Annotated in this window: 11 protein-coding genes; 9 read left to right on the forward strand and 2 right to left on the reverse strand. The window is 43.1% G+C overall.

Features of this window, described 5'->3' with window-relative positions:
• Positions 1-203 precede the first annotated feature (203 nt).
• From BV902_RS08850 to BV902_RS08890, 9 genes are all read left to right on the forward strand, one after another.
• On the forward strand, positions 204-1,214 hold the full coding sequence (locus BV902_RS08850) for a LacI family DNA-binding transcriptional regulator (RefSeq protein ID WP_075991626.1): 1,011 nt from the start codon (positions 204-206) through the stop codon (positions 1,212-1,214).
• Between the two features lie 195 nt (positions 1,215-1,409).
• On the forward strand, positions 1,410-3,995 hold the full coding sequence (locus BV902_RS08855; RefSeq protein WP_075991627.1) for an alpha-amylase family glycosyl hydrolase: 2,586 nt from the start codon (positions 1,410-1,412) through the stop codon (positions 3,993-3,995).
• 11 nt (positions 3,996-4,006) lie between these two features.
• Positions 4,007-6,976, forward strand: a complete 2,970-nt coding sequence (locus BV902_RS08860; RefSeq protein WP_075991628.1) for a SusC/RagA family TonB-linked outer membrane protein — start codon at positions 4,007-4,009, stop codon at positions 6,974-6,976.
• 11 nt (positions 6,977-6,987) lie between these two features.
• Positions 6,988-8,583 (forward strand): RagB/SusD family nutrient uptake outer membrane protein, encoded by a 1,596-nt coding sequence (locus BV902_RS08865; RefSeq protein ID WP_075991629.1) that lies wholly within the window; start codon positions 6,988-6,990, stop codon positions 8,581-8,583.
• A gap of 166 nt (positions 8,584-8,749) precedes the next feature.
• The gene (locus BV902_RS08870) at positions 8,750-9,769 is read left to right on the forward strand and encodes a SusF/SusE family outer membrane protein (protein ID WP_172840659.1); all 1,020 of its coding nucleotides are present in this window, start codon (positions 8,750-8,752) and stop codon (positions 9,767-9,769) included.
• A gap of 6 nt (positions 9,770-9,775) precedes the next feature.
• Entirely contained in the window at positions 9,776-11,635 is a 1,860-nt protein-coding gene (locus tag BV902_RS08875; RefSeq protein WP_083663538.1) for a glycoside hydrolase family 13 protein, read from the forward strand.
• A gap of 33 nt (positions 11,636-11,668) precedes the next feature.
• Positions 11,669-12,316, forward strand: coding sequence for a beta-phosphoglucomutase (gene pgmB, locus BV902_RS08880; protein WP_075991631.1), 648 nt, complete (start codon positions 11,669-11,671; stop codon positions 12,314-12,316).
• Positions 12,317-12,424: 108 nt separating this feature from the next.
• Entirely contained in the window at positions 12,425-14,734 is a 2,310-nt protein-coding gene (locus BV902_RS08885; protein WP_075991632.1) for a family 65 glycosyl hydrolase domain-containing protein, read from the forward strand.
• A 98-nt stretch (positions 14,735-14,832) separates the two neighbouring features.
• Positions 14,833-16,158: an MFS transporter gene (locus BV902_RS08890; protein ID WP_075991633.1), complete on the forward strand. Its 1,326-nt coding sequence runs from the start codon at positions 14,833-14,835 to the stop codon at positions 16,156-16,158.
• Between the two features lie 226 nt (positions 16,159-16,384).
• Here the strand turns inward: BV902_RS08890 and BV902_RS28030 are convergent, their stop codons facing one another.
• Complete coding sequence (locus BV902_RS28030) at positions 16,385-17,935, reverse strand: hybrid sensor histidine kinase/response regulator transcription factor (protein WP_237242032.1); 1,551 nt, start codon at positions 17,933-17,935, stop codon at positions 16,385-16,387.
• Positions 17,904-20,342 (reverse strand): ligand-binding sensor domain-containing protein, encoded by a 2,439-nt coding sequence (locus BV902_RS28035; RefSeq protein WP_237242033.1) that lies wholly within the window; start codon positions 20,340-20,342, stop codon positions 17,904-17,906. The genes BV902_RS28030 and BV902_RS28035 overlap by 32 nt, the downstream gene beginning before the upstream one ends.
• Between the last annotated feature and the right edge of the window lie 23 nt (positions 20,343-20,365).

The raw sequence follows: 20,365 nt of genomic DNA on the forward strand, positions 1-20,365 counted from the left end.
TTGAGGAGTACTTGAACTCCGGTGAAAGTGATATGGAACATCAGTTTACGTCATTTTTAAATGTCTATATAGATCAACGAAACAATGGCACATCAAGATGAGTGGCGAGAAGAACTTGAAAAGAAAATTTGCTATTCTGGACAGATAATTGCTTTATTTGTATCCAACAATTATTACATTCGAACAGCAAAGGGAATCTTGATATGTCGCAATTAACAATAGTAGATCTGGCCAAAAAACTCGGCTTGTCAAAATCGACCGTTTCCCGTGCATTTCGGGATAACGTGGACATTAATCCAGCGACAAAAGCTCGGATTTTGGCTATGGCCGAAGAAATCGGTTTTTCGCCAAATGTTTATGCGAGTAGTCTAAAGGCAAATAAAAGTCTGACGATTGCGATTATTATTCCCGAATTTGGTAATAAATTTTTCTCGCAAGCCATCAAAGGAATTGAGGCTGTGGCGCGCTCCAAGGGTTATCATACCTTGATTTATGTGACGGATCATCAGGTGCAAAATGAAGCCTCAATCGTACGTTCACTAGCCAATGGACGGGTGGATGGCGTTATCATTTCGGCTTCGGGTGAGGGTAAAGACCATTCGCATTTACAACTTTTGGCAGAGCGCGGCATTCCGGTCATGTTTTTTGACCGTGCATACGACGATTGGAAGGGGGGGTATATTACGGGTAATGACTTTGATTCAGCTTACCTGGCAACCAAACACCTGATCGATAATGCCTGTAAACGGATCGCTTACCTTGCGATTAATCCGAATGTCTCTATTGGTAAGGTGCGTAAGGATGGCTACGAAAAGGCGCTGCAGGAAGTGGGGATTCCGATCAGACCAGCGCTTATTTTGGATACGGTCAATGATGCTGATCAGAATATGAAAGATATCGCCGACTTGATCGAACAGGAGAAACCCGATGCCATATTTGCCTCGGTAGAACGTCTTGCTATTTCGAGTATACGGGTGGCCAAACAGCTCGAAATTCGTATTCCTGAAGATCTTAAAATCATTTGCTTTTCTTGTTTGGATATCGCCGATCTAATTGACCCGGCACTGAGCGTAGTGAAACAACCAGCCTATGAAATGGGGCAATTAGTAACAAAATACCTATTGGATAAGATGGAAGATCCCGAAAATACTAAGTTTGCTAATTCGGTTTACCTTGATTCCCAGCTTATTTTTCAAAAATCTAGCCTGAAATAAGAAAAAAAATATTTGTTTTTTGTAATCCCATTATTTAGCTTTGATTACTTTCGGGAACATTCCCGAAAATATTTAAATAATCAATTTGTATAAAATATTGGATAGGGAAATCCAGCAAATCGCCACAAGCGATTTCTTTTTACCTTGATTTCGGGAACGTTCCCAATTTCAGATTCCAAGTAAAGCTAATTATCGATGGGGAAGCATATCTCTCGTTTAATAGGGTATCTCTGGGTGATTGTCCTATTATCATCATGTGCAAATAAGAAAGATATCGTGGATGTCGAGCAACCTCCTGTTATTGAACAGCAAGGATCTGGTTTGCTCAATCTTTCCGCCCCATTTATCTATTGGGATCAGGAAATTACGTTTCAATTTGATCTTTCGAAAGGAAATGCGGCTTTAAAAGGTAGTACTACCGACCTGTACCTACACGCCGGATTGATTCCTGTCAATGGGGGCAGCTGGCAACATGTAGCAACAGATTGGTCAAAGAATGACAATGCTTATAAACTTAAATTTGTTTCTGCTGGTTTATATTCATTCACATTTACCCCCTCCAAATTTTTTAACCTGACTAATGGCGGAGAGTTTGGTCAGATGGCACTTTTAGTCCGCAATGGTGATGGGTCGCTGGTCCAACGAAACAAAAATAATTCAGATCTATTTCTTCCTCTTGTAACGAGCAATACACAGGCCATTCGTTTTGTTTCGCCTACGCTCCAACCCACAGATCCAATTATCCTGGAGCAGATGTACACCGTTGGGGATAATCTGAAGCTAAAAGTACAGGCAACGCAGTCCGGAAAAATCAGTATCTGGGATAATGGTTTATTGCTTGCTGAATCTTCTGCTGGACTGTCATTAGAAAAATCGCTCAGCCTACAGAGCAATGGCCTGCACGAGCTTGAAGCACGTCTTGAGGCCGAGGGCAAAATATATTTCAGTAAAGCACAGTTATTTGTGCAATCAAAACCTACCATCGCTGCACTCCCGATCGGCATCAATCCAAACGGAACAACGATAAACAGGGAAAAAGGGGAGGTCAGTTTTGCGCTCACAGCGCCATTAAAAACGAGTGTGTATGTCTTGGGCGATTTTAATAACTATAAAGCGTTACCAGCCCATGCGATGAGCCAGACACCAGATGGCAAAACCTGGTGGGTTACCGTATCGAATCTGGATTTCTCTAAAAAACAGACTTATCAGTTTTTGGTGGACGGTCAGCTGAATATCGCCGACCCCTATGCTGAGCTGATTCTTGATCCGCAAAACGACGCGGCACTCGGACTGACCGCGGCGGCTGTACCCACTTATCCCGCTGCTGCGCAGGGAGTAGTTGGTGTATTGGATCTTCCAGCCAAGTCTTACTCATGGAAAACCACGCTATTTAATAAGCCAGCTCAAGGTGATTTAGTTATTTACGAACTCTTGGTCCGTGATTTTATCAAACAACATCAATATACCACATTGAAAGACTCTTTGCCTTATTTAAAACGGCTGGGTGTAAATGCGGTCGAGCTTATGCCTGTACAGGAATCGGAGGGGAATTCGACCTGGGGTTATAATCCTTCTTTCCACCGCGCTTTGGATAAATATTATGGTTTGAAAAATGACTTGAAAGCCTACGTAGACGCTTGTCATGAAAATGGTATTGCCGTGATTTTGGATGTTGTTTTTAATCATGCTTTTGGTCAATCCCCGCTAGTACAGCTTTATTTTGAGCAGGGCAACGTAGCTGGCAATAGCCCTTGGTTCAATACGGTTGCCACGCATCCGTTCAATGTTGGCTTCGACTTTAACCATGAAAGTAGCTATACACAGACTTTTGTTAAGGATGTTTTGACCTATTGGATGCAGGAGTACAAGATTGATGGGTTCCGATTTGACTTGTCTAAAGGGTTTACACAGAAAAATTCGGGTACCTCAGAAAGTGATTTAAGTGCATGGAATGCTTACGATGCGTCACGTGTGGCTATCTTGAAGCAATACCAGCAGCATATTCGCAGCATCGATCCCTCGTGTTATATTATTCTCGAACATCTTGGCGGAGATCAGGAAGAGGCCGAACTTGCGCAATCGGGGATGTTGCTATGGAACAACATGAATGCGGTCTTCAATGAGGCGGCAATGGGCTGGAATGCCAACAACGGCTCGGATTTAGGCAGATTATTCCCTTCGGGCCACGGTATGACACAACCTTCGTTTGTGTCTTATATGGAAAGTCATGACGAACAGCGGTTGCTGTTCAAATGCCTGAATTACGGCAATTCGTCAGGTAGCTATAACATCAAGAACCTCATCACGGCATTAAAACGTATGGAACAGGCCGCCGTGTTTTTATTGGCTTCGCCCGGACCTAAGATGATCTGGCAGTTTGGCGAATACGGCTATGATGTGTCTATCGATGAAAATGGGCGCACAGGCGAAAAACCATTGTTGTGGAGCTATCTACAACAAGATGATCGCAAAAAGCTCTTTGAGACCTACGCCAAACTCACGCGTTTCAAAACCAAAAATAGCATTTTCCAAAACGGGACGATTATGACATCGGCTATGAAAGATGCCGTTAAATATTTTGTTCTCGAAAAGGAGGGACAACAAGTAGGGGTACTTGGCAATTTTGGTGTAGAAAGTGTGGACTTTGCCTTGCCAGCAGCGTTGCAGGGGCAGTGGGTCGATAATTTTACGGGAAAAGAGCTCAATTGGTCTGGCCAGTCAAAATTGAGTCTCCTACCCGGGCAGTACCAATTGATAAGCAAAACAAAACTAAATAAATAAACAGTTATTTTATGAACAAACAGCTATCACGTCCATTTTGGGCTCTGAGCATGCTACTCGGTGTAAGTGCTTCGGCATTTGCGCAACAGGCAACGCTAAAAGGGCGAGTAATGGACCAGAAGGGGAGTTCCTTGGTCGGTGCTACACTGCGCTTCGAGGATATTCAAAAATCACTGTCTACCAATGCGAATGGGGATTTTAGCTTGGATAGACTACAAACAGGGAAATTACGTCTGAAAGTAAGTATGGTCGGATACGCGACCCTGGATACCTTGATCCAGGTCAACGATGGACATCAGCCGTTAAACCTTTACCTTAAATCCAATACCAGTGCACTGGAAGAGGTTGTGGTGATTGGTTATGGTACACAAAAGAAAAGTGATCTGACGGGTTCAATCAGCACAGTATCTGCAAAAGATTTTCAAAAAGGACAGATCTCCTCGCCGGAGCAACTCATTATGGGGAAAGTTCCAGGCGTACAGATTACAACAAGTGGTGGGCAGCCGGGTGCAGGAAGCACCATCCGTATCCGTACCGGAGCTTCATTGAACGCCAGTAACGATCCGTTAATTGTCGTAGATGGAATTCCATTGGCAGGTGGTTCTGTATCTGGGGTAGCTAACCCATTAAGTTTGATTAACCCAAATGATATCGAGACATTTACAATCTTGAAAGATGCCAATGCAACAGCCATCTATGGTTCGCGGGCGTCGAATGGGGTTATTTTGATCACGACAAAAAAAGGCAGTCGCTCAGGAACACAGATCAACTTCTCTACACAGAATTCATTGGCTACCGTAGCCAATAAAGTAAAGTTGCTCAACGCCGATCAAATCCGCGATTATGTCAATACAAATGGTAGTGATGCCATGAAAAAGTTGTTGGGAACAGCAAATACCGACTGGCAGGATGTGATTTATGGCAATGCATTTACAACGGATAATAACGTTAACATTGCTTCCAAAGCGGGCAATATGCCTTACCGTATATCTGCGGGCTATATGAACCAGGATGGGGTATTGAAAAATGATAACTTAAAACGAACTACTGCTGCATTGGCATTAACGCCAAAATTTCTGGATAACCATCTTTCATTGGATGTAAATGTCCGTGGTACCTGGTCAAAATCGAAATTTGCGACGCAAGACGCAATCGGAGCTGCCATTCAGTTCGACCCGACCCAACCTGTCTATGTGGATGATAAAAATAGTTTTGGCGGATATTATGAATGGATTCAAGGGGAGAAACCTAATCCCAATGCACCACGAAATCCTTTAGCCTTATTGGATTTACGCAAAGATAATGGCGATGTGTTTAGAAGTATCGGCAATGCAAAGGTGGATTATAGTTTTCATTTCCTGCCGGAGCTGCATGCCAACTTAAACGTGGGATACGATCTGGCGCGTTCGAAAGGGAACACATTTACACCAGCGATAGCTGCACGTAATTTTAATGAAGGGGGTGAAAGAACCCAATATAAAACCGATATCAACAATAAAACGCTGGAGTTTTATTTAAAGTATGATAAGGAATTACCTACAATCAAAAGTACGATAGACGCGACGTTGGGCTATGGCTACTATAAAAATAGCAGTAAGGTTTATAATTTTAACCGTACAAATGCGGAAGGTGATAAGATCCTAAATGAGCCAACGCGACCTTTTGATAAACCCGAAAACCTGTTGATCTCTTATTATGGGCGTCTGATTTATACCTATGACAACCGGTATGTTCTGTCGGGAACCTTGCGGTCGGATGGTTCTTCCCGTTTTAGTCCTGATAACCGTTGGGGATATTTTCCTTCTGTCGGATTCACCTGGCGCGCCAAAAATGAAGGCTTTTTAAAAGATATAGCTGCAGTGTCCGAACTGAAGCTCCGTTTAAGTTATGGAAAAACCGGGCAGCAAGATGGCATCGCCAACTACTCTTATTTGCCTAATTATACCATCAGCGGCAACGAGTCGATGTATCGCTTTGGTGATGAATACTACTATTTAAATTCACCTGTGGCCTACGATAAAGACATTCGTTGGGAAAATACAACAACCTATAATGCCGGAGTTGATTTTGGCTTTAGCAACAATCGGGTCTATGGTAGCGTGGATTATTACTCGAAAAAGACCAAAGACCTGCTCAGCACGATTCCCGTTCCTGTAGGCTCTAACTTTAGCAATTTCCTGTTGACCAACGTGGGTAACATGGAAAACCAGGGGCTGGAGTTTAATGTACACTTCGTCCCGCTAAAAACGGATAATTCGACCTTGGACATCGGTTTTAACCTAACTTATAATAAGAGTAAAGTAACCAATCTGACACAGAGTGATGATCCAAACTTTATTGTAGAGACCGGTGGTATCCGTGGTGGTACAGGCGGAAATATCCAGGCGCATAAGGTTAATTTCATGCCAAACAGTTTCAATGTTTTCCAACAGGTATATGATGAACAGGGGCATCCTGTCGAAGGTGTCTATGTTGACCGTAATGGAGATGGCGTTATCAGCGATAACGATCGCTATCTGTATAAATCACCGTTACCGAAATATCTTTTGGGTTTTACGGCGGCATACAGCTATAAAAAATGGTCGGCAACAACGGTATTGCGCGCAAATCTGGATAATTATGTCTACGACAATGTTTCCTCTAATTTGGGAAGCGGGGCAAATATCAACGATCAGGCCGTTTTGGTGATCAATAATGCACCTGTGGATTTCTTTAATACCAATTTTCTGCTCAAACAGCTAAGAAGTGATTACTACATCAAGAACGCTTCGTTTTTGAAAATGGATAATGTCAACCTGAGTTATAACCTTGGAAAATTTATCCGGAATAGTAACGCTTCAATGTCGATTTCTGCAACTGTACAAAATGTATTTACGATCACCAATTATAAAGGTGTTGACCCCGAGATATCGAACGGTATAGACGATCGCTTTTATCCGAGGCCAAGGACTTATGTATTGGGTGTAAATGTGAGTTTTTAAACGATATAACAATGAAAAAATTAAATAAATATATAGGTGTATGCTTGCTGGCTATAGCACTGAGCAGCTGCCATAAGGATTTGGATCTAAAACCGACCAACGACGTAACTGCAGATGTAGCCTACAGTGATTTTAAAGGCTATACCTCGTCTTTCGCAAGATTATATGGATCATTGACCTTAACCAGTACATCGGGGCCGAATAATTCTGATCTGGGAGGATTGGATGCCGGTACATCGGATTTTTTACGCCTCTTTTGGAACGCACAGGAACTTACGACCGATGAGGCCGCCTGTGCCTGGCTCAATGATTCGGGGATTAGCGGACTGGATTACCTCGATTTTGACGATAGCAATCCCATGCTCCGTGGTCTTTATACCCGCTGTGTCTATAGTGCCACACTTGTCAATGAATTTTTAAGAGAAAGTACAGATGCTAAATTGGCCGAACGCGGTATTTCAGATACCGATAAAAAAGAAATCGCTTATTATCGTGCCGAAGCAAGATTCTTACGTGCTTATAATTATTGGGTGCTGCTTGATTTGTTTGGAAATCCACCATTTGTAACCGAAGAAACTCCTGTCGGAAAAGTGTCGCCGCCCCAGATCAAACGACCTGAACTTTTTGCGTATGTAGAGAAAGAGCTGTTGGAAGTTGCAGGCCAGCTAAAAGGTGCCAAACAGAATGTATATGGTCGTGTCGATCAAGTTGCGGCATGGGGGCTGTTGGCTCGTTTATACCTCAATGCGGAAGTTTACCTGGGTGCTGGAAATAAGAAATATACCGAAGCGATTACATATGCAGAAAAAGTACTGAACTCGGGCTATAGTTTGGGGACAAATTATCGGGAGCTCTTTTACGCGGATAATGATGTGAACAACCCTGAATTTATTTTCTATCTGCCTTATGATGGTACCAAAACACAGAGCAAGGGTGGTACAACTTATCTGATCAATGCAGCTATTGACGCAACCATGGATCCCACTTCTTTCGGTGTACCCGGCGGCGGTTGGGCCGGAAATCGGACACGTGACAATATCGCAACGATTTTCGGAGACTACAGCGGAGCAACGGACAAGAGGGCAATGTTTCACTTAAATACAAGCGTTAAAATTGAAGATATCGCTGTCTATAAGCAAGGGCTGGCGGTTACCAAATTCCGCAATGTGAACAAGGACGGAAAAACTGCTCCTCCGGCAGCTGAAGGTTTCGTTGCTTCGGTGGATTTCCCGTTGATCCGTCTGGCAGAGATGAACTTGATCTATGCTGAGGCTACATTGCGTGGCGGCTCTGGCGGCAGCTTGGCCAAGGCGCTGGACTATGTCAATAAACTGCGTGTACGTGCCTATGGAAACAACAGTGGGAACTTAACGAATCTTTCTTTGGATGATATTCTCAATGAGCGTGTGAAAGAATTATACTGGGAAGGATTTAGACGTTCGGATTTAATCCGCTATGGCAAATTTACGGGTGATAATTACCTCTGGCCTTTTAAAGGTGGTGTACTTGCAGGTCAGGCCGTTGCGGGGTATAGGACGCTGTTCCCACTTCCTGCTTCGGATATTATTGCGAACTCCAATCTTGTACAGAATCCGGGCTATAATTAATCAGCATCGGACAGGAAGAACGGCGAGTCTCTTCCGGTCAATGTAGCCTTACCTGTAATAAGACAATTGTTGACAGATGAAACCGGGCAATATCTATTGTTCGACGCATTGGCGAATGGTCAGTTACCCGGGCTTTCATCAGCTATTGAAAACAAAAATTAAACAGATGAAAATTAGACACTATATCGGAATCATGCTGCTATTTATCGTGGCGTTCCAAAGTTGTAAAAAAGACGAGACGCGCGCTATATTGGCTAGCGGGGAGAGCATAAAGCCGGCAACTTTAAGCCTCGATAAAACGAATGTAACCTTGTCAAAAGATAACGCAAAGGATACGGTACTGCACCTTAATATGATTCAGCCTGACTTTGGTTTTCAGGCCGCAGTAACCAACGTCCTGCAGTTTGGACTTAAAGGAGACAATTTTAAAACAGTAAAAGAAGTTGTCATTCCCAACGGCCGGACACGCCTTGGATTTACAGGTTATGAATTGAACGGCTATTTACTTTCTCTTGGTGTGCCGACGGGAACGGCTTCGGACTTTGATGTACGCCTCAAGTCGAGTATCAATACTAAAATTACGGTGGTGTTTTCTGCGTTAGCTAGTCTTAAAGCAATCCCTTTTGCTTCGACCAGCTATTTGTACGTTCCGGGAGCTTATCAGGGATGGGATCCGGCTACTGCTGAATCAATAGTCTCCCCAACAAGCAACGGCATCTATACGGGCATTATCTCCTTTCCGGAAGCGAATTCGGAATTTAAGATAACGACAGAGCGCAATTGGGCAAATTCCTATGGACAGACTGCAGATGGTAAACTAGCTTTTAATGGCGGTGGAAATATAAAAGCTCCACGTGCAGGAAATCTGGAAATAGAAGTCAATACGACGGCAAATACCATTTCATTTAAAGATCACAATTGGGGCATTATTGGTAGCGCCACGCCAAAGGGCTGGGATGCCGATACGGATATGAAATTCGACAATGCCAATCAGGTATGGAAGCTCACAGTGAGCTTAACTGCAGGCGAGATCAAATTCCGTAAAAACCACGATTGGGGAACAAATTTCGGCGGAGCTAACGGCAGTCTGATTGCCGGCGGGGCCAATATCGCGGTTGCGAATGCCGGTACGTATGATATCGTCGTGGATTTCAATGCAAATACATATACGTTGACAAAGAAATAAAAAACGATGTTTAAACTAAATAAAAAGATTACCACAGTATTCGTGGCACTAATGGTGTTTGGATGGAGCCCCCTAATGGGGCAATCCATCCAACGTGTAGAACCCCTAAACTGGTGGGTAGGAATGGAAAATCCGACTTTGCAGCTTGTCGTCTATGGACCTCAGATAGGGAAAAGCGAGGTACAGGTGGAGGATAAGGGGATAGAACTTGTCAAAGTCAATCGCGTAGAAAATCCCAACTACCTCTTTTTGGATGTCAAGGTGGCTGCTTCGGCCAAACCAGGATGGTCAACTTTTACGTTTAGTCAGGGAAAGAAAAAACTAACCTATCGTTATGAGTTGAAGCAAAGGGATCAAAAAGTAAAAGCACAGGGTGTGAACAATGCCGATTTGATCTACCTGATTATGCCCGATCGTTTTGCCAATGGAAATAGAGAAAATGATCAGGTGAAAGGCATGTTGGATATGAGTTTAAACCGAGACTCGATGTATCTGCGTCATGGCGGTGATCTGGAAGGCATTATCGGAAAGCTGGATTACCTACAAGATCTTGGGGTGACATCCTTGTGGCTGACTCCTGTGTTGACCAATGACATGCCCCAGGCTTCATATCATGGTTATGCCAACACCGAAACCTATCATATTGATCCCCGTTTTGGTAGCAACGATACCTATGTCCAATTGGGTGAACAGCTGCATAAACGTCAGATGAAACTGATTTTTGATGTGGTGCCCAATCATATCGGAAGTTATCATTGGACGGTAAAAGACAAGCCGATGGCCGACTGGCTCAATGAATGGCCTACCTATACGCAGACATCTTACAAAGACCAGGCAGTTTTTGATCCTTATGCCTCGGCAGATGACAAAAAGAAAATGGTCAAAGGCTGGTTTGTTCCCACAATGCCCGATATGAACGAACAAAACCCATACGTTCAAAATTATCTGACCCAAAGCCATATCTGGTGGATAGAGACTGCGGCAATAGATGGATTCCGAATTGATACCTATCCGTACAATGATCTTGATTTTATGGCCAAATGGACAGATCGCATTCTGCAGGAGTATCCAAAATTCACCTTTTTTGGTGAAACATGGGTACATGGTGTGGGGAACCAGGCCTATTTTCTGGGTGGAAAACGAGTTGGTCAGGAGGTCGATTCCAAGCTGATGGGTGTGACGGATTTTCAGCTTAATTATGCCATAGGTGATGCACTCAACCAAAAGACAGAATGGACCGCCGGAGCCAATAAATTGTATTCAACCCTCGCTTCAGACTTTCTGTACCCACATCCCGAGCAAAATGTGCTTTTTTTGGATAACCACGATAAAGATCGTTTTTTCTCCGTTGTCGGTGAAAATGTGCAGAAATATAAATCGGCAATGGCTTGGCTTATGACAACAAGGGGCATCCCACAATTGTACTACGGGGCTGAAATTCTGATGAAGAATTTCTCAAATCCAGATGGTTTATTACGGGAAGACTTTCAGGGTGGTTTCGCGGGTGACAAACTGAACAAGTTTACCGCAGGCGGAAGGACTAAGGCAGAGCAGGATATGTGGACTTTTGTTCAAACGCTAGCCAATTATCGTAAACGACATGCTGTATTACAAACTGGTAAAACGATGCAGTATGTGCCCGAAGATGGTGTGTATGTGTATTTCCGCTACAACGAGCAACAGACGGTTATGGTCGTGATGAATTGCAATGATTCGACGAAAGAGATCAAACTGGATCGTTTTAAGGAAAGAAACAGCAGGGTCAGATCCTATGTTGATATTATCCAAAAACAGGAAACCGCTCCAGCTGACAATACCTTGAAACTGGAAGCTTATGAGACTAAAGTTTTGGAGCTTAAGTTTTAATACAATTTAAAATTCTATAGAATTCATTTTTCAATGATTAATTATACTACTGTAAAAGCCGTAATATTTGATTTGGACGGTGTGTTGGTGGATACGGCAATCTACCATTTTCAAGCTTGGCATAGATTGGCCGAAGACTTGGGCTATTCGTTTTCCATTGTTGACAATGAGCAGCTGAAAGGTGTCAGCCGGATCGAATCCCTGGAGCTTATTTTAAAATGGGCCGGGGTGGAAAAGTCCGAAGCTGAAAAAGCGGATTTACTGGTGCTTAAAAACCAATGGTACCTGGAGTTGATTGAACAGCTGAGTCCTGACCACTTGCTTTCGGGTAGTTTGGAACTTTTGAAAAAACTACAGCAAAAAGGAATTAAGATTGGACTTGGTTCGGCCAGCAAGAATGCAATGGGTATCCTTGAAAAAACCGGAATTATACCCTATTTCGATGCGCTGATCGATGGGAATGTAGTGCAGCTTTCTAAACCCAACCCGGAAGTTTTCCTTAAGGGGGCCGAGGTGCTGGAGATTGCGCCGGCCCACTGCCTGGTGCTGGAAGATGCACAGGCTGGAATCGATGCAGCACGGGCAGCCGGTATGCAGGTAATAGGTATAGGCCTGAAAGAACATCTCAGGGGAGCGGATTTGGTCGTAGCAGATTTAGGGACCTTAGTCGATAAATTTTAAAATTTAGGAGAAATTCAATAGCGGAAAGCATGCTGTAGATGGTATCGGTAAATAGGGCAATCATTTATTTGCCTTCGATTCCGAGCATGCGGTGAAAAAAATAAAAAGATGAAAACATATATCAAACATAACCCTTGGCAAATTATCGAAGATACATTTCGCTCCGAACATAATGAATTTTCGGAAAGTATCTTCGCTATTGGTAATGGTCGGATGGGACAGAGGGCTAATTTTGAAGAACAATTCAGCGGGAAATCTTTGCAAGGGTCGTATTTGGCCGGTATTTATTATCCGGACAAAACACGTGTAGGCTGGTGGAAAAATGGCTATCCGGAATATTTTGCCAAGGTCATCAATTCCATCGATTGGATAGGCCTGGATATTCTGGTCAATGGGCAAGTGTTAGATCTGAATAAAGTTACGGTCAAATCTTTTGAACGCCGACTGGATATGCAGCATGGCGTTTTATACCGCAGTTTTGCCGTGGAAATGCCAGACGGAGCACAGCTTAAGGTAGAAGCAAGCCGGATGTATCATCTGTTTGCTTCCGAAACAGCTTCATTGCAGTACAACATCCAGGCGCTTTCTGGTCCAATTACATTGGAGATCAGGTCGCAGTTAAATGCTGAAGTCGTTAATCGTGATAGTAACTATGACGAGCAATTTTGGGAAAGTACAGCGCAGGGTAGGGATGGTGAAAGTACCTTTGTGGTGGCGCGCACCAAGAAAACGGGGTTTGAAGTCTATGCCATGCTTACAACGAGCGTAACTGGTCCAACAGCGGTCGTGGAAGTGCACGATACCGTCGCAAGTCCGGGCTGTATGACAGAGATCTATCAGACAGATCTTGCTGAATCTCAAATTTGTCGTGTTGAGAAGCGCGTTGCCATTGTCACCTCGCAGAATCACCTGCAAGCTCAGCTAAAAGAAGCTGCTTCGGTTAATCTACACCAATTGAATGGGCTGAGTTATGAGCAGTTAAAGGCTCAACAGGCAGCAGCCTGGCAAGCGATCTGGGCAGAAAGTGATATTGAAATTAGTGGTGATGTCGCAGCACAGCAGGCAATACGCTACAATATTTTCCAGCTTAACCAGACTTATACCGGCGAAGATGAGCGCCTCAATATTGGCCCTAAAGGTTTTACAGGTGAAAAATATGGTGGTGTCACGTATTGGGATACCGAAGCATATTGTATTCCATTTTACCTGGCAACACAGTCACCAAAGATTGCCCGTAATTTGTTGATTTATCGTCATCAGCAATTGGAAAAGGCAATCGAAAATGCGGCTAAACTCGGCTTTAATCGGGGCGCAGCACTCTATCCCATGGTTACGATTAATGGTGAGGAATGCCATAATGAATGGGAGATTACCTTTGAGGAGATTCATCGCAATGGAGCCATAGCATTTGCAATCTATAACTATGTCCGTTATACCGGAGATCAGGATTACATCTGGTCGCACGGATTGGAAGTTTTGGTTGCGATAAGCCGATTCTGGGCACAGCGTGTCAATTGGAGTGCCGAACGCCAGCAATATGTGATGTTGGGCGTGACGGGACCAAACGAGTATGAAAACAACGTGAACAACAATTGGTATACCAATCGGATTGCATCCTGGTGCCTGGAATATACACTGGACTGTTTAAACAAGCTGGCGCAGCTAAGCTCCAACAATGCTGACGCACTGAACACGAAGTTGGCCGTAGCATCGGAAGAACAACAAAAATGGCAGCACATTGTCGATAATATGTATTATCCTTTTGATGCGCAACGGAATGTATATTTGCAGCAAGATGGCTTTTTGGACAAAGAGCTGATTCCTGTGGCAGAACTTGATCCATCGCATCGCCCTATTAACCAGCATTGGAGTTGGGATAGGATTCTGCGTTCCTGTTATATCAAACAGGCCGATGTATTGCAAGGTTTTTACTTCCTTGAGGATCAATTTGACCTGGAGACCCTAGGTCGACATTATGAATTCTATGAGCCTTTTACGGTGCATGAAAGTTCGCTCTCTCCCTGCGTACATGCGATACTGGCCGCTAAATTGAACAAGCCGGAAAAAGCGTATGAATTCTATCTGCGCACCTCACGTTTGGATCTGGACGATTATAATAACGATACCGAAGACGGTTTACATATTACGTCGATGGCGGGTACCTGGATGACAATCGTAGAGGGCTTCGCAGGAATGCGGATTAAGGACGGGCAATTGTATTTAAATCCGATGTTGCCCAAAGAATGGGAAGGCTATAAATTCCGGGTGTTATTTCGTGGAGCGACTTTACTGATTGCAGTAGATGCCGATGGCTATACGATCGAAAATGTCAGTGATACTGCAGTCCATATCCAGACGGTAACCGAAGCTTTCGTGCTGCCTGGGCAAAGCAAAAAACAGGTGCTTCAGCTGAGATAAACCCTAGTTTTCAGCAGTGAAAGAACCTCTTATGCTGCTGAAAATAGGGGTTAAATGGTAATTAAATTGTATTTTGTCTTAAATTTTTATAGCCTATTATGGGAAATAAACCTGAATTAAGCATTAGCCAGGTCATCAATATGAGTTTTGGATTTCTGGGGATACAAATGGGTTTTGCTCTGCAAAATGGCAACGCCTCCCGTATTCTCCAAACATTTGGTGCCGATGTGGAGCATCTTTCACTTTTTTGGCTTGCTGCTCCTATTACGGGGATGATTGTACAGCCAATTATAGGCCATTATAGTGATCGAACCTGGAATAGATTGGGCCGGCGGCGACCTTATATTTTGGTGGGGGCGCTGTTGACTACCCTGACTTTATTTTTAATGCCCAATGCGGCATTATTGACAACATTATTGGCGCCACTTTGGATCGGTGCAGGCTTATTGATGTTTATGGATGCTTCCATCAATGTGACGATGGAGCCCTTTCGGGCGCTGATCGGTGACAATCTGCCGAGCAGTCAGCGGAGTTTGGGCTTCTCGGTACAGACCTTTTTAATCGGGATTGGCGCTGTTCTTGGCTCGCTACTTCCCTTTATGTTGACGAAGTATTTTCATGTAGCAGGGACTTCTGAAGCCGGGCAGGTACCGAGTAATGTTATCTACTCCTTTTATGTAGGCGGTTTTGTCCTGCTTCTAACAGTGTTATGGTCTGTGTTCAAAACAAAAGAGTACTCACCAACAGCGCTTCAGACTTTTTCGGATGCGGTTGCTATTGAACAGGATGCGGCACCAAAGTTTGGTTTGCGTTCTATCTTTAGTGATATCGGTAAGATGCCAGTGATCATGCGCAAATTGGGCTGGGTCCAGTTTTTCTCCTGGTTTGCCCTTTTTATGATGTGGGTGTATACAACTCCTGCTATTGCTGATTCGGTTTTTTACCTGCGGGAAGGAAATCGGCAGGATCTTTATATGGAGGCTGCCAATTGGGTAGGCGTGCTTTTTGGTATTTACAATGGAGTCTCGGCCTTGTATGCCTTGTTTATTCCGCGGATAGCTAAACATTTTGGGCGTGGAAAAACGCATGCTCTTGGGCTTTCCATTGGTGGGCTTTCGTTAATTTCATTATTTCTGATCAAAGATGCCAATCTACTGATTCTTCCTATGATCGGTATTGGTATCGCTTGGGGAAGCATTTTGGCAATGCCTTATGCAATTTTGAGCGATCATTTGCCTACGGGTAAAATGGGAGTTTATATGGGGCTATTTAATTTTTTCATTACCCTACCTCAGATTGTGTGTGGATTTTTTGGCGGAATGATCATCAAATATTTTTTTCATAGCCAATCCATTTACGGCTTGTTGTTGGCCGGCATATTTATGTTGCTGGCGGCATTCTTTGTTCCAAAGCGTAAGAATTAAGTGCGTGCCATTATCGTAGACGTAGGCTAAACCTTCTACGTCTACGTGTTTTTGCCTCGCTCGGGTTCCTCAATTGGATTTTCTTGGTCCCTTCTATTTGTCCCCGATTCTTTCTTTACCTAGGGACGGTTTCTATCTTTATCAGTGCCGATATTCTTTCGGCATCTCGGCAACAGTTTTTACGCCATTGGAATAATCTTTTTCCTGGTACTAGAACTGGTGTTCATCACTTGCTGTTTTCAAGAATATAGCTGCTTGGCGACATGCCATAGTGCTTATGAAAGTCCCTTGAAAAATTGGATTGTACGGTATAACCGACCATCGTTGATACCTGGGTGATGTTATATTCTTTTTGGGTGAGTAGTTCTGCCGCCTTTTTCAACCGTGAAATATTGATCAATTCATTGGGTGTGAGGTCGGAGAGTCCTTTGATTTTACGGTAAAGGGTTGGACGGCTCATATGCATCAATTTGGCCAGTTCATCCACATTGAGATCTATCGTTGAAATATTCTCATAAATAACCGTATTCAGCTGACTGATAAAATCTTTGTCGGGTGCTGAAACGTTAATATCCATTAAGTTGGAATTGGAAGAATTGGTCAGGTAATTCTTGATAATTTTACGGTTTTTGAGGATGTTGCGTATCTGTACCATGAGGAATTCAAGCGAAAAAGGTTTTTCGATATAGGCATCGGCACCATTTTTTAATCCCTGAATTTTTGAATCCAGCGCATTTTTTGCCGTTAGAAAAATAACGGGAATATGGCTATACAGAATATCTGTTTTGATGCGTTTGCATAGCGCCAGACCATCCATAATGGGCATCATTATATCTGTTAGTACAAGTTGTACATTCTCTTGGTCTAATATTTCAAGGGCCTCGGCACCATTCCCTGCCCGTAGAACAGTGTAGCTGGTTTTCAATTCTTTATTGAGGTAGGCCAGTATTTCTTTATTGTCCTCGACGAGCAGAATCACCGGCTTTTCTTCCTCCTGTTCATCGGATTTATCATGCAATACATGATCGTCGTTATCTTCCTGAAAAGATTTGATGTCGAGCGATTGTTCTTGAAAAATTGGGATCGATAGCAGGAAGATATTGCGGTTTTCCTCCAGATGTACAAGAGATAAGTTTCCTTGGTGCAATTCGACCAAGGAGCGGGATAAAGGAAGGCCAATGCCCGTCCCCGTATCTTTATCGGATTCATTTAAGCGATAAAATGGTTCAAATATTTTCTCTCTTTTATCAAAGGGAATGAGCTCACCATCATTCTTAAACTCGATATTGAACATAATATCATCGCTATTAAAAGGGAGGAGTTTGACATAGACTTCTTGATCCGCATATTTGATAGCGTTGTGGATCAGGTTGGTAAAGATTTTTCGAAGGGCTTCTTCATCCACATAAGCCGTGAGACTGATACGCGGGAGACTGAGGTCATAGTGCAACTGTTTATCTTTTGCAAAATAATTTAAATCGTGAAATACTTCGGATAGGAGTGCGTTGATATCCGTTTTAGTAAAAATAAGGCTCATATTGTTAGTTTCTGCTTTTCTAAAATCCAGTAATTGGTTGGTGAGGCGAATTAATCGCGCCGTGTTTTTTTCAATCAGCGCAAGGTCTTTGGCTGTGTCGCGATCGGTAAATTTATGGTTATTGATTATTTTCTCGAGGGGCATTTTGATCAGCGTGAGTGGCGTACGAATTTCGTGGGCCAGGTTGGTGAAGAATTCCAGCTTGAGGTTATATATTTCCTGTTCTTTTTTTTCGTTCATAACTATCCATCTTTTGGGCGTTGTTGGCCTTTATAAGGAGAAAGTAATACCGTAATACGAGCAGTGCAATGGTGCCGAAGCTCAAAAAATAAAGGAAGTATGCCCAACCTGACTGCCACCAGGGTGGCGAAACGATGATGAGCAGTTTTTTTTCATCCGGATTCCAGACGCTGTTGTTATTTGCACCTCTGAACTTAAACGTATAAGTGCCCGGAGGAAGTTTATTGTAATAGATTTTTTGATTGCCTGTAATATCGGTCCAGTCTTTATCGTAACCTTCCATGATATAACGATAAGGATTGCTCTTTGGGGAAACAAAGCTCAAGGCGGCGATATTGAAGCTAATATTGGAATTGTCGTAGGTCAGTCGGATCTCTTCTGATAGGGAGATGGATTCTTTCAGTATGCCATTTTCACGAACCGGTACGCTCACATTGTTAATCTGAATGCCGCTGATGAATATAGGTGGAATAAAGCTGTTCTTAATGGATTTTGTCGGGTTGAAGCTTACCATCCCTTTGATAGTCCCGAAATATAAAGTCCCGTCGCTATCTTTATAAGCCGAATTATAATTAAACTGATCTGCGGGAAGCCCGTCTCTCGATGTATAGATGACCCTTCGAGGGACACCTTCATCCAGTCTGACCAGTCCACCTCCGGTAGATATCCAGATGCTCCTGTTGTCGTCTTCTAGGACCTTGAATACCTGATTGGAAGGTAAACCGGATTCGGTCAGATAATTGGTGAAGCGCCCATCGCGACGGTATTTTGAGAGGCCGCTTTCGGTGCAAAACCACAAGTTATTTTTACTGTCTTCAAATAGACCGTTGACGTAATTATTGACAAGTGTATTTTGTTTACCTTGTTCGGATAACAGATGCTGAATTTCTCCCGAACTGCGGTTATATTGGTAGACTCCACTACCGTAGGTGTTGATCCAAAGTATACCATATTCATCTTCATAAATGCCTTGTATCCATGCGGTAATTGGAAGGAGGTCAAAACTGTCGCTATTTTTGTTGTAGCGGTATAGTGCGCGGTCTGTCCCGACAAACATGCTGTTGTCTTTAGACTTATAGAGGCATACGGCAAAGCTGCTTTGTAAGGGGCCTTTGCCGATACGGTCATAGTGTTTTTTTAGTTTTCCGGTTTTTACGTCGAGAATGTCTAGTCCATGTGTTGTGGAGCCTACCCAAAGATCGTCGCCGATTGTTGCCAGGCCATGAACATTGTTATGCGCTATACTTCCTTTTTTTCCATTGGCAAGGAAATGCTGAATCTGTTGTGTTTGAGCATCTATTTTGTTCAGGCCGCCATCTTCTGTTCCTATCCAGAAATTTCCATAGCGATCTTTTTTGATATCGTGTACAATATTGCCTGATAGGGCCGATTTTCCGAACCCGGATAGATACTTTTTGAAATTGTCGAATTGGTTGCTGTATTGGTTAAAGCCGCCGAAAAATGTTCCAAACCAGATATTGTCTTCACGGTCCCGATAGAAATTCAGGACAGCATTGTCAGATATGGCAAATGGATTGAGCAGATCTTTTTTGATGTGCTGGCTCTGACCCGTGTGAATATCATAGGTATATATTCCAGTTTCTGTTCCGATCCAGTATATCGACTCCGTCTGTTGAATAATACAGTTTGCCTGGATGACTTTATTGGGGTAATGATTTGCAAATAGATTTTTTAACCGGCCATTTTTGAAATCAAACAAATAAGCCGAATTGATTGTCCCAACCATCAATAGGGAATCATTGATGGCGTAAACGGTTTTTGTATTTGCCAATGCTTTTCGATCGATCTTTTTAAGGTCAACTTCGACAAATTTGCTCGTATTTACCTGGTACCGTTGTATGGTACTGTTATTGTCCGTTGTCCACAACCCGCCTTTCTTGCTGCTGGTAATCGCTACAATGGTATTTTTGTTCTGATCAAATGGAATTATTTCTGTTGTATAAGAATTATAGCGATAAAGTTTTCCGTTCGAAAGCAGCCAGATAAAACCGGCGTATTCGTGTATGGCATTTACTTCACCGATTGGTACTCCCCTGAATGGTGTAAAATTTTCTTTAATAGGATCGTAACAATAGGTACCGCGTGTGGTTCCCACCCATAGTATTCCTTTGCTGTCTGTGAGAATACTTAAAATGGACGAACTTCCGATACTTGTAGAGTCTGAAGCATTGTGTCTAAATATCTTAAATTGATTGCCATCAAAGCGATTGAGGCCATTCCTTGTCCCTAACCATAGAAAACCCTGAACATCCTGTGTAATACATTTGACCGTGCTATTGGAGAGACCGTCGTGGGTTTGATAATTTTTAAAATAGATCGATTGTGCCTGCACGCTAATACATGCTAGCAAGATATATAAAAGGAGTATGGTGGTTATTCTTTTCAAAACTGATTACGTTGAACTAAAAA

The sequence above is a fragment of the Sphingobacterium sp. B29 genome, assembly GCF_001952815.1.
Lineage (GTDB): Bacteria > Bacteroidota > Bacteroidia > Sphingobacteriales > Sphingobacteriaceae > Sphingobacterium > Sphingobacterium siyangense.

Excerpts from the sequence above, each read along its gene's own strand:
- BV902_RS08890 (WP_075991633.1), top strand. The coding sequence starts at position 14,833 with ATGGGAAATAAACCTGAATTAAGCATTAGCCAGGTCATCAATATGAGT.
- BV902_RS08860 (WP_075991628.1), top strand. The coding sequence starts at position 4,007 with ATGAACAAACAGCTATCACGTCCATTTTGGGCTCTGAGCATGCTACTC.
- BV902_RS08865 (WP_075991629.1), top strand. The coding sequence starts at position 6,988 with ATGAAAAAATTAAATAAATATATAGGTGTATGCTTGCTGGCTATAGCA.
- BV902_RS08885 (WP_075991632.1), top strand. The coding sequence starts at position 12,425 with ATGAAAACATATATCAAACATAACCCTTGGCAAATTATCGAAGATACA.
- BV902_RS28030 (WP_237242032.1), bottom strand. The coding sequence starts at position 17,935 with ATGAACGAAAAAAAAGAACAGGAAATATATAACCTCAAGCTGGAATTC.
- BV902_RS08850 (WP_075991626.1), top strand. The coding sequence starts at position 204 with ATGTCGCAATTAACAATAGTAGATCTGGCCAAAAAACTCGGCTTGTCA.
- BV902_RS08870 (WP_172840659.1), top strand. The coding sequence starts at position 8,750 with ATGAAAATTAGACACTATATCGGAATCATGCTGCTATTTATCGTGGCG.
- pgmB (WP_075991631.1), top strand. The coding sequence starts at position 11,669 with ATGATTAATTATACTACTGTAAAAGCCGTAATATTTGATTTGGACGGT.
- BV902_RS08855 (WP_075991627.1), top strand. The coding sequence starts at position 1,410 with ATGGGGAAGCATATCTCTCGTTTAATAGGGTATCTCTGGGTGATTGTC.
- BV902_RS08875 (WP_083663538.1), top strand. The coding sequence starts at position 9,776 with ATGTTTAAACTAAATAAAAAGATTACCACAGTATTCGTGGCACTAATG.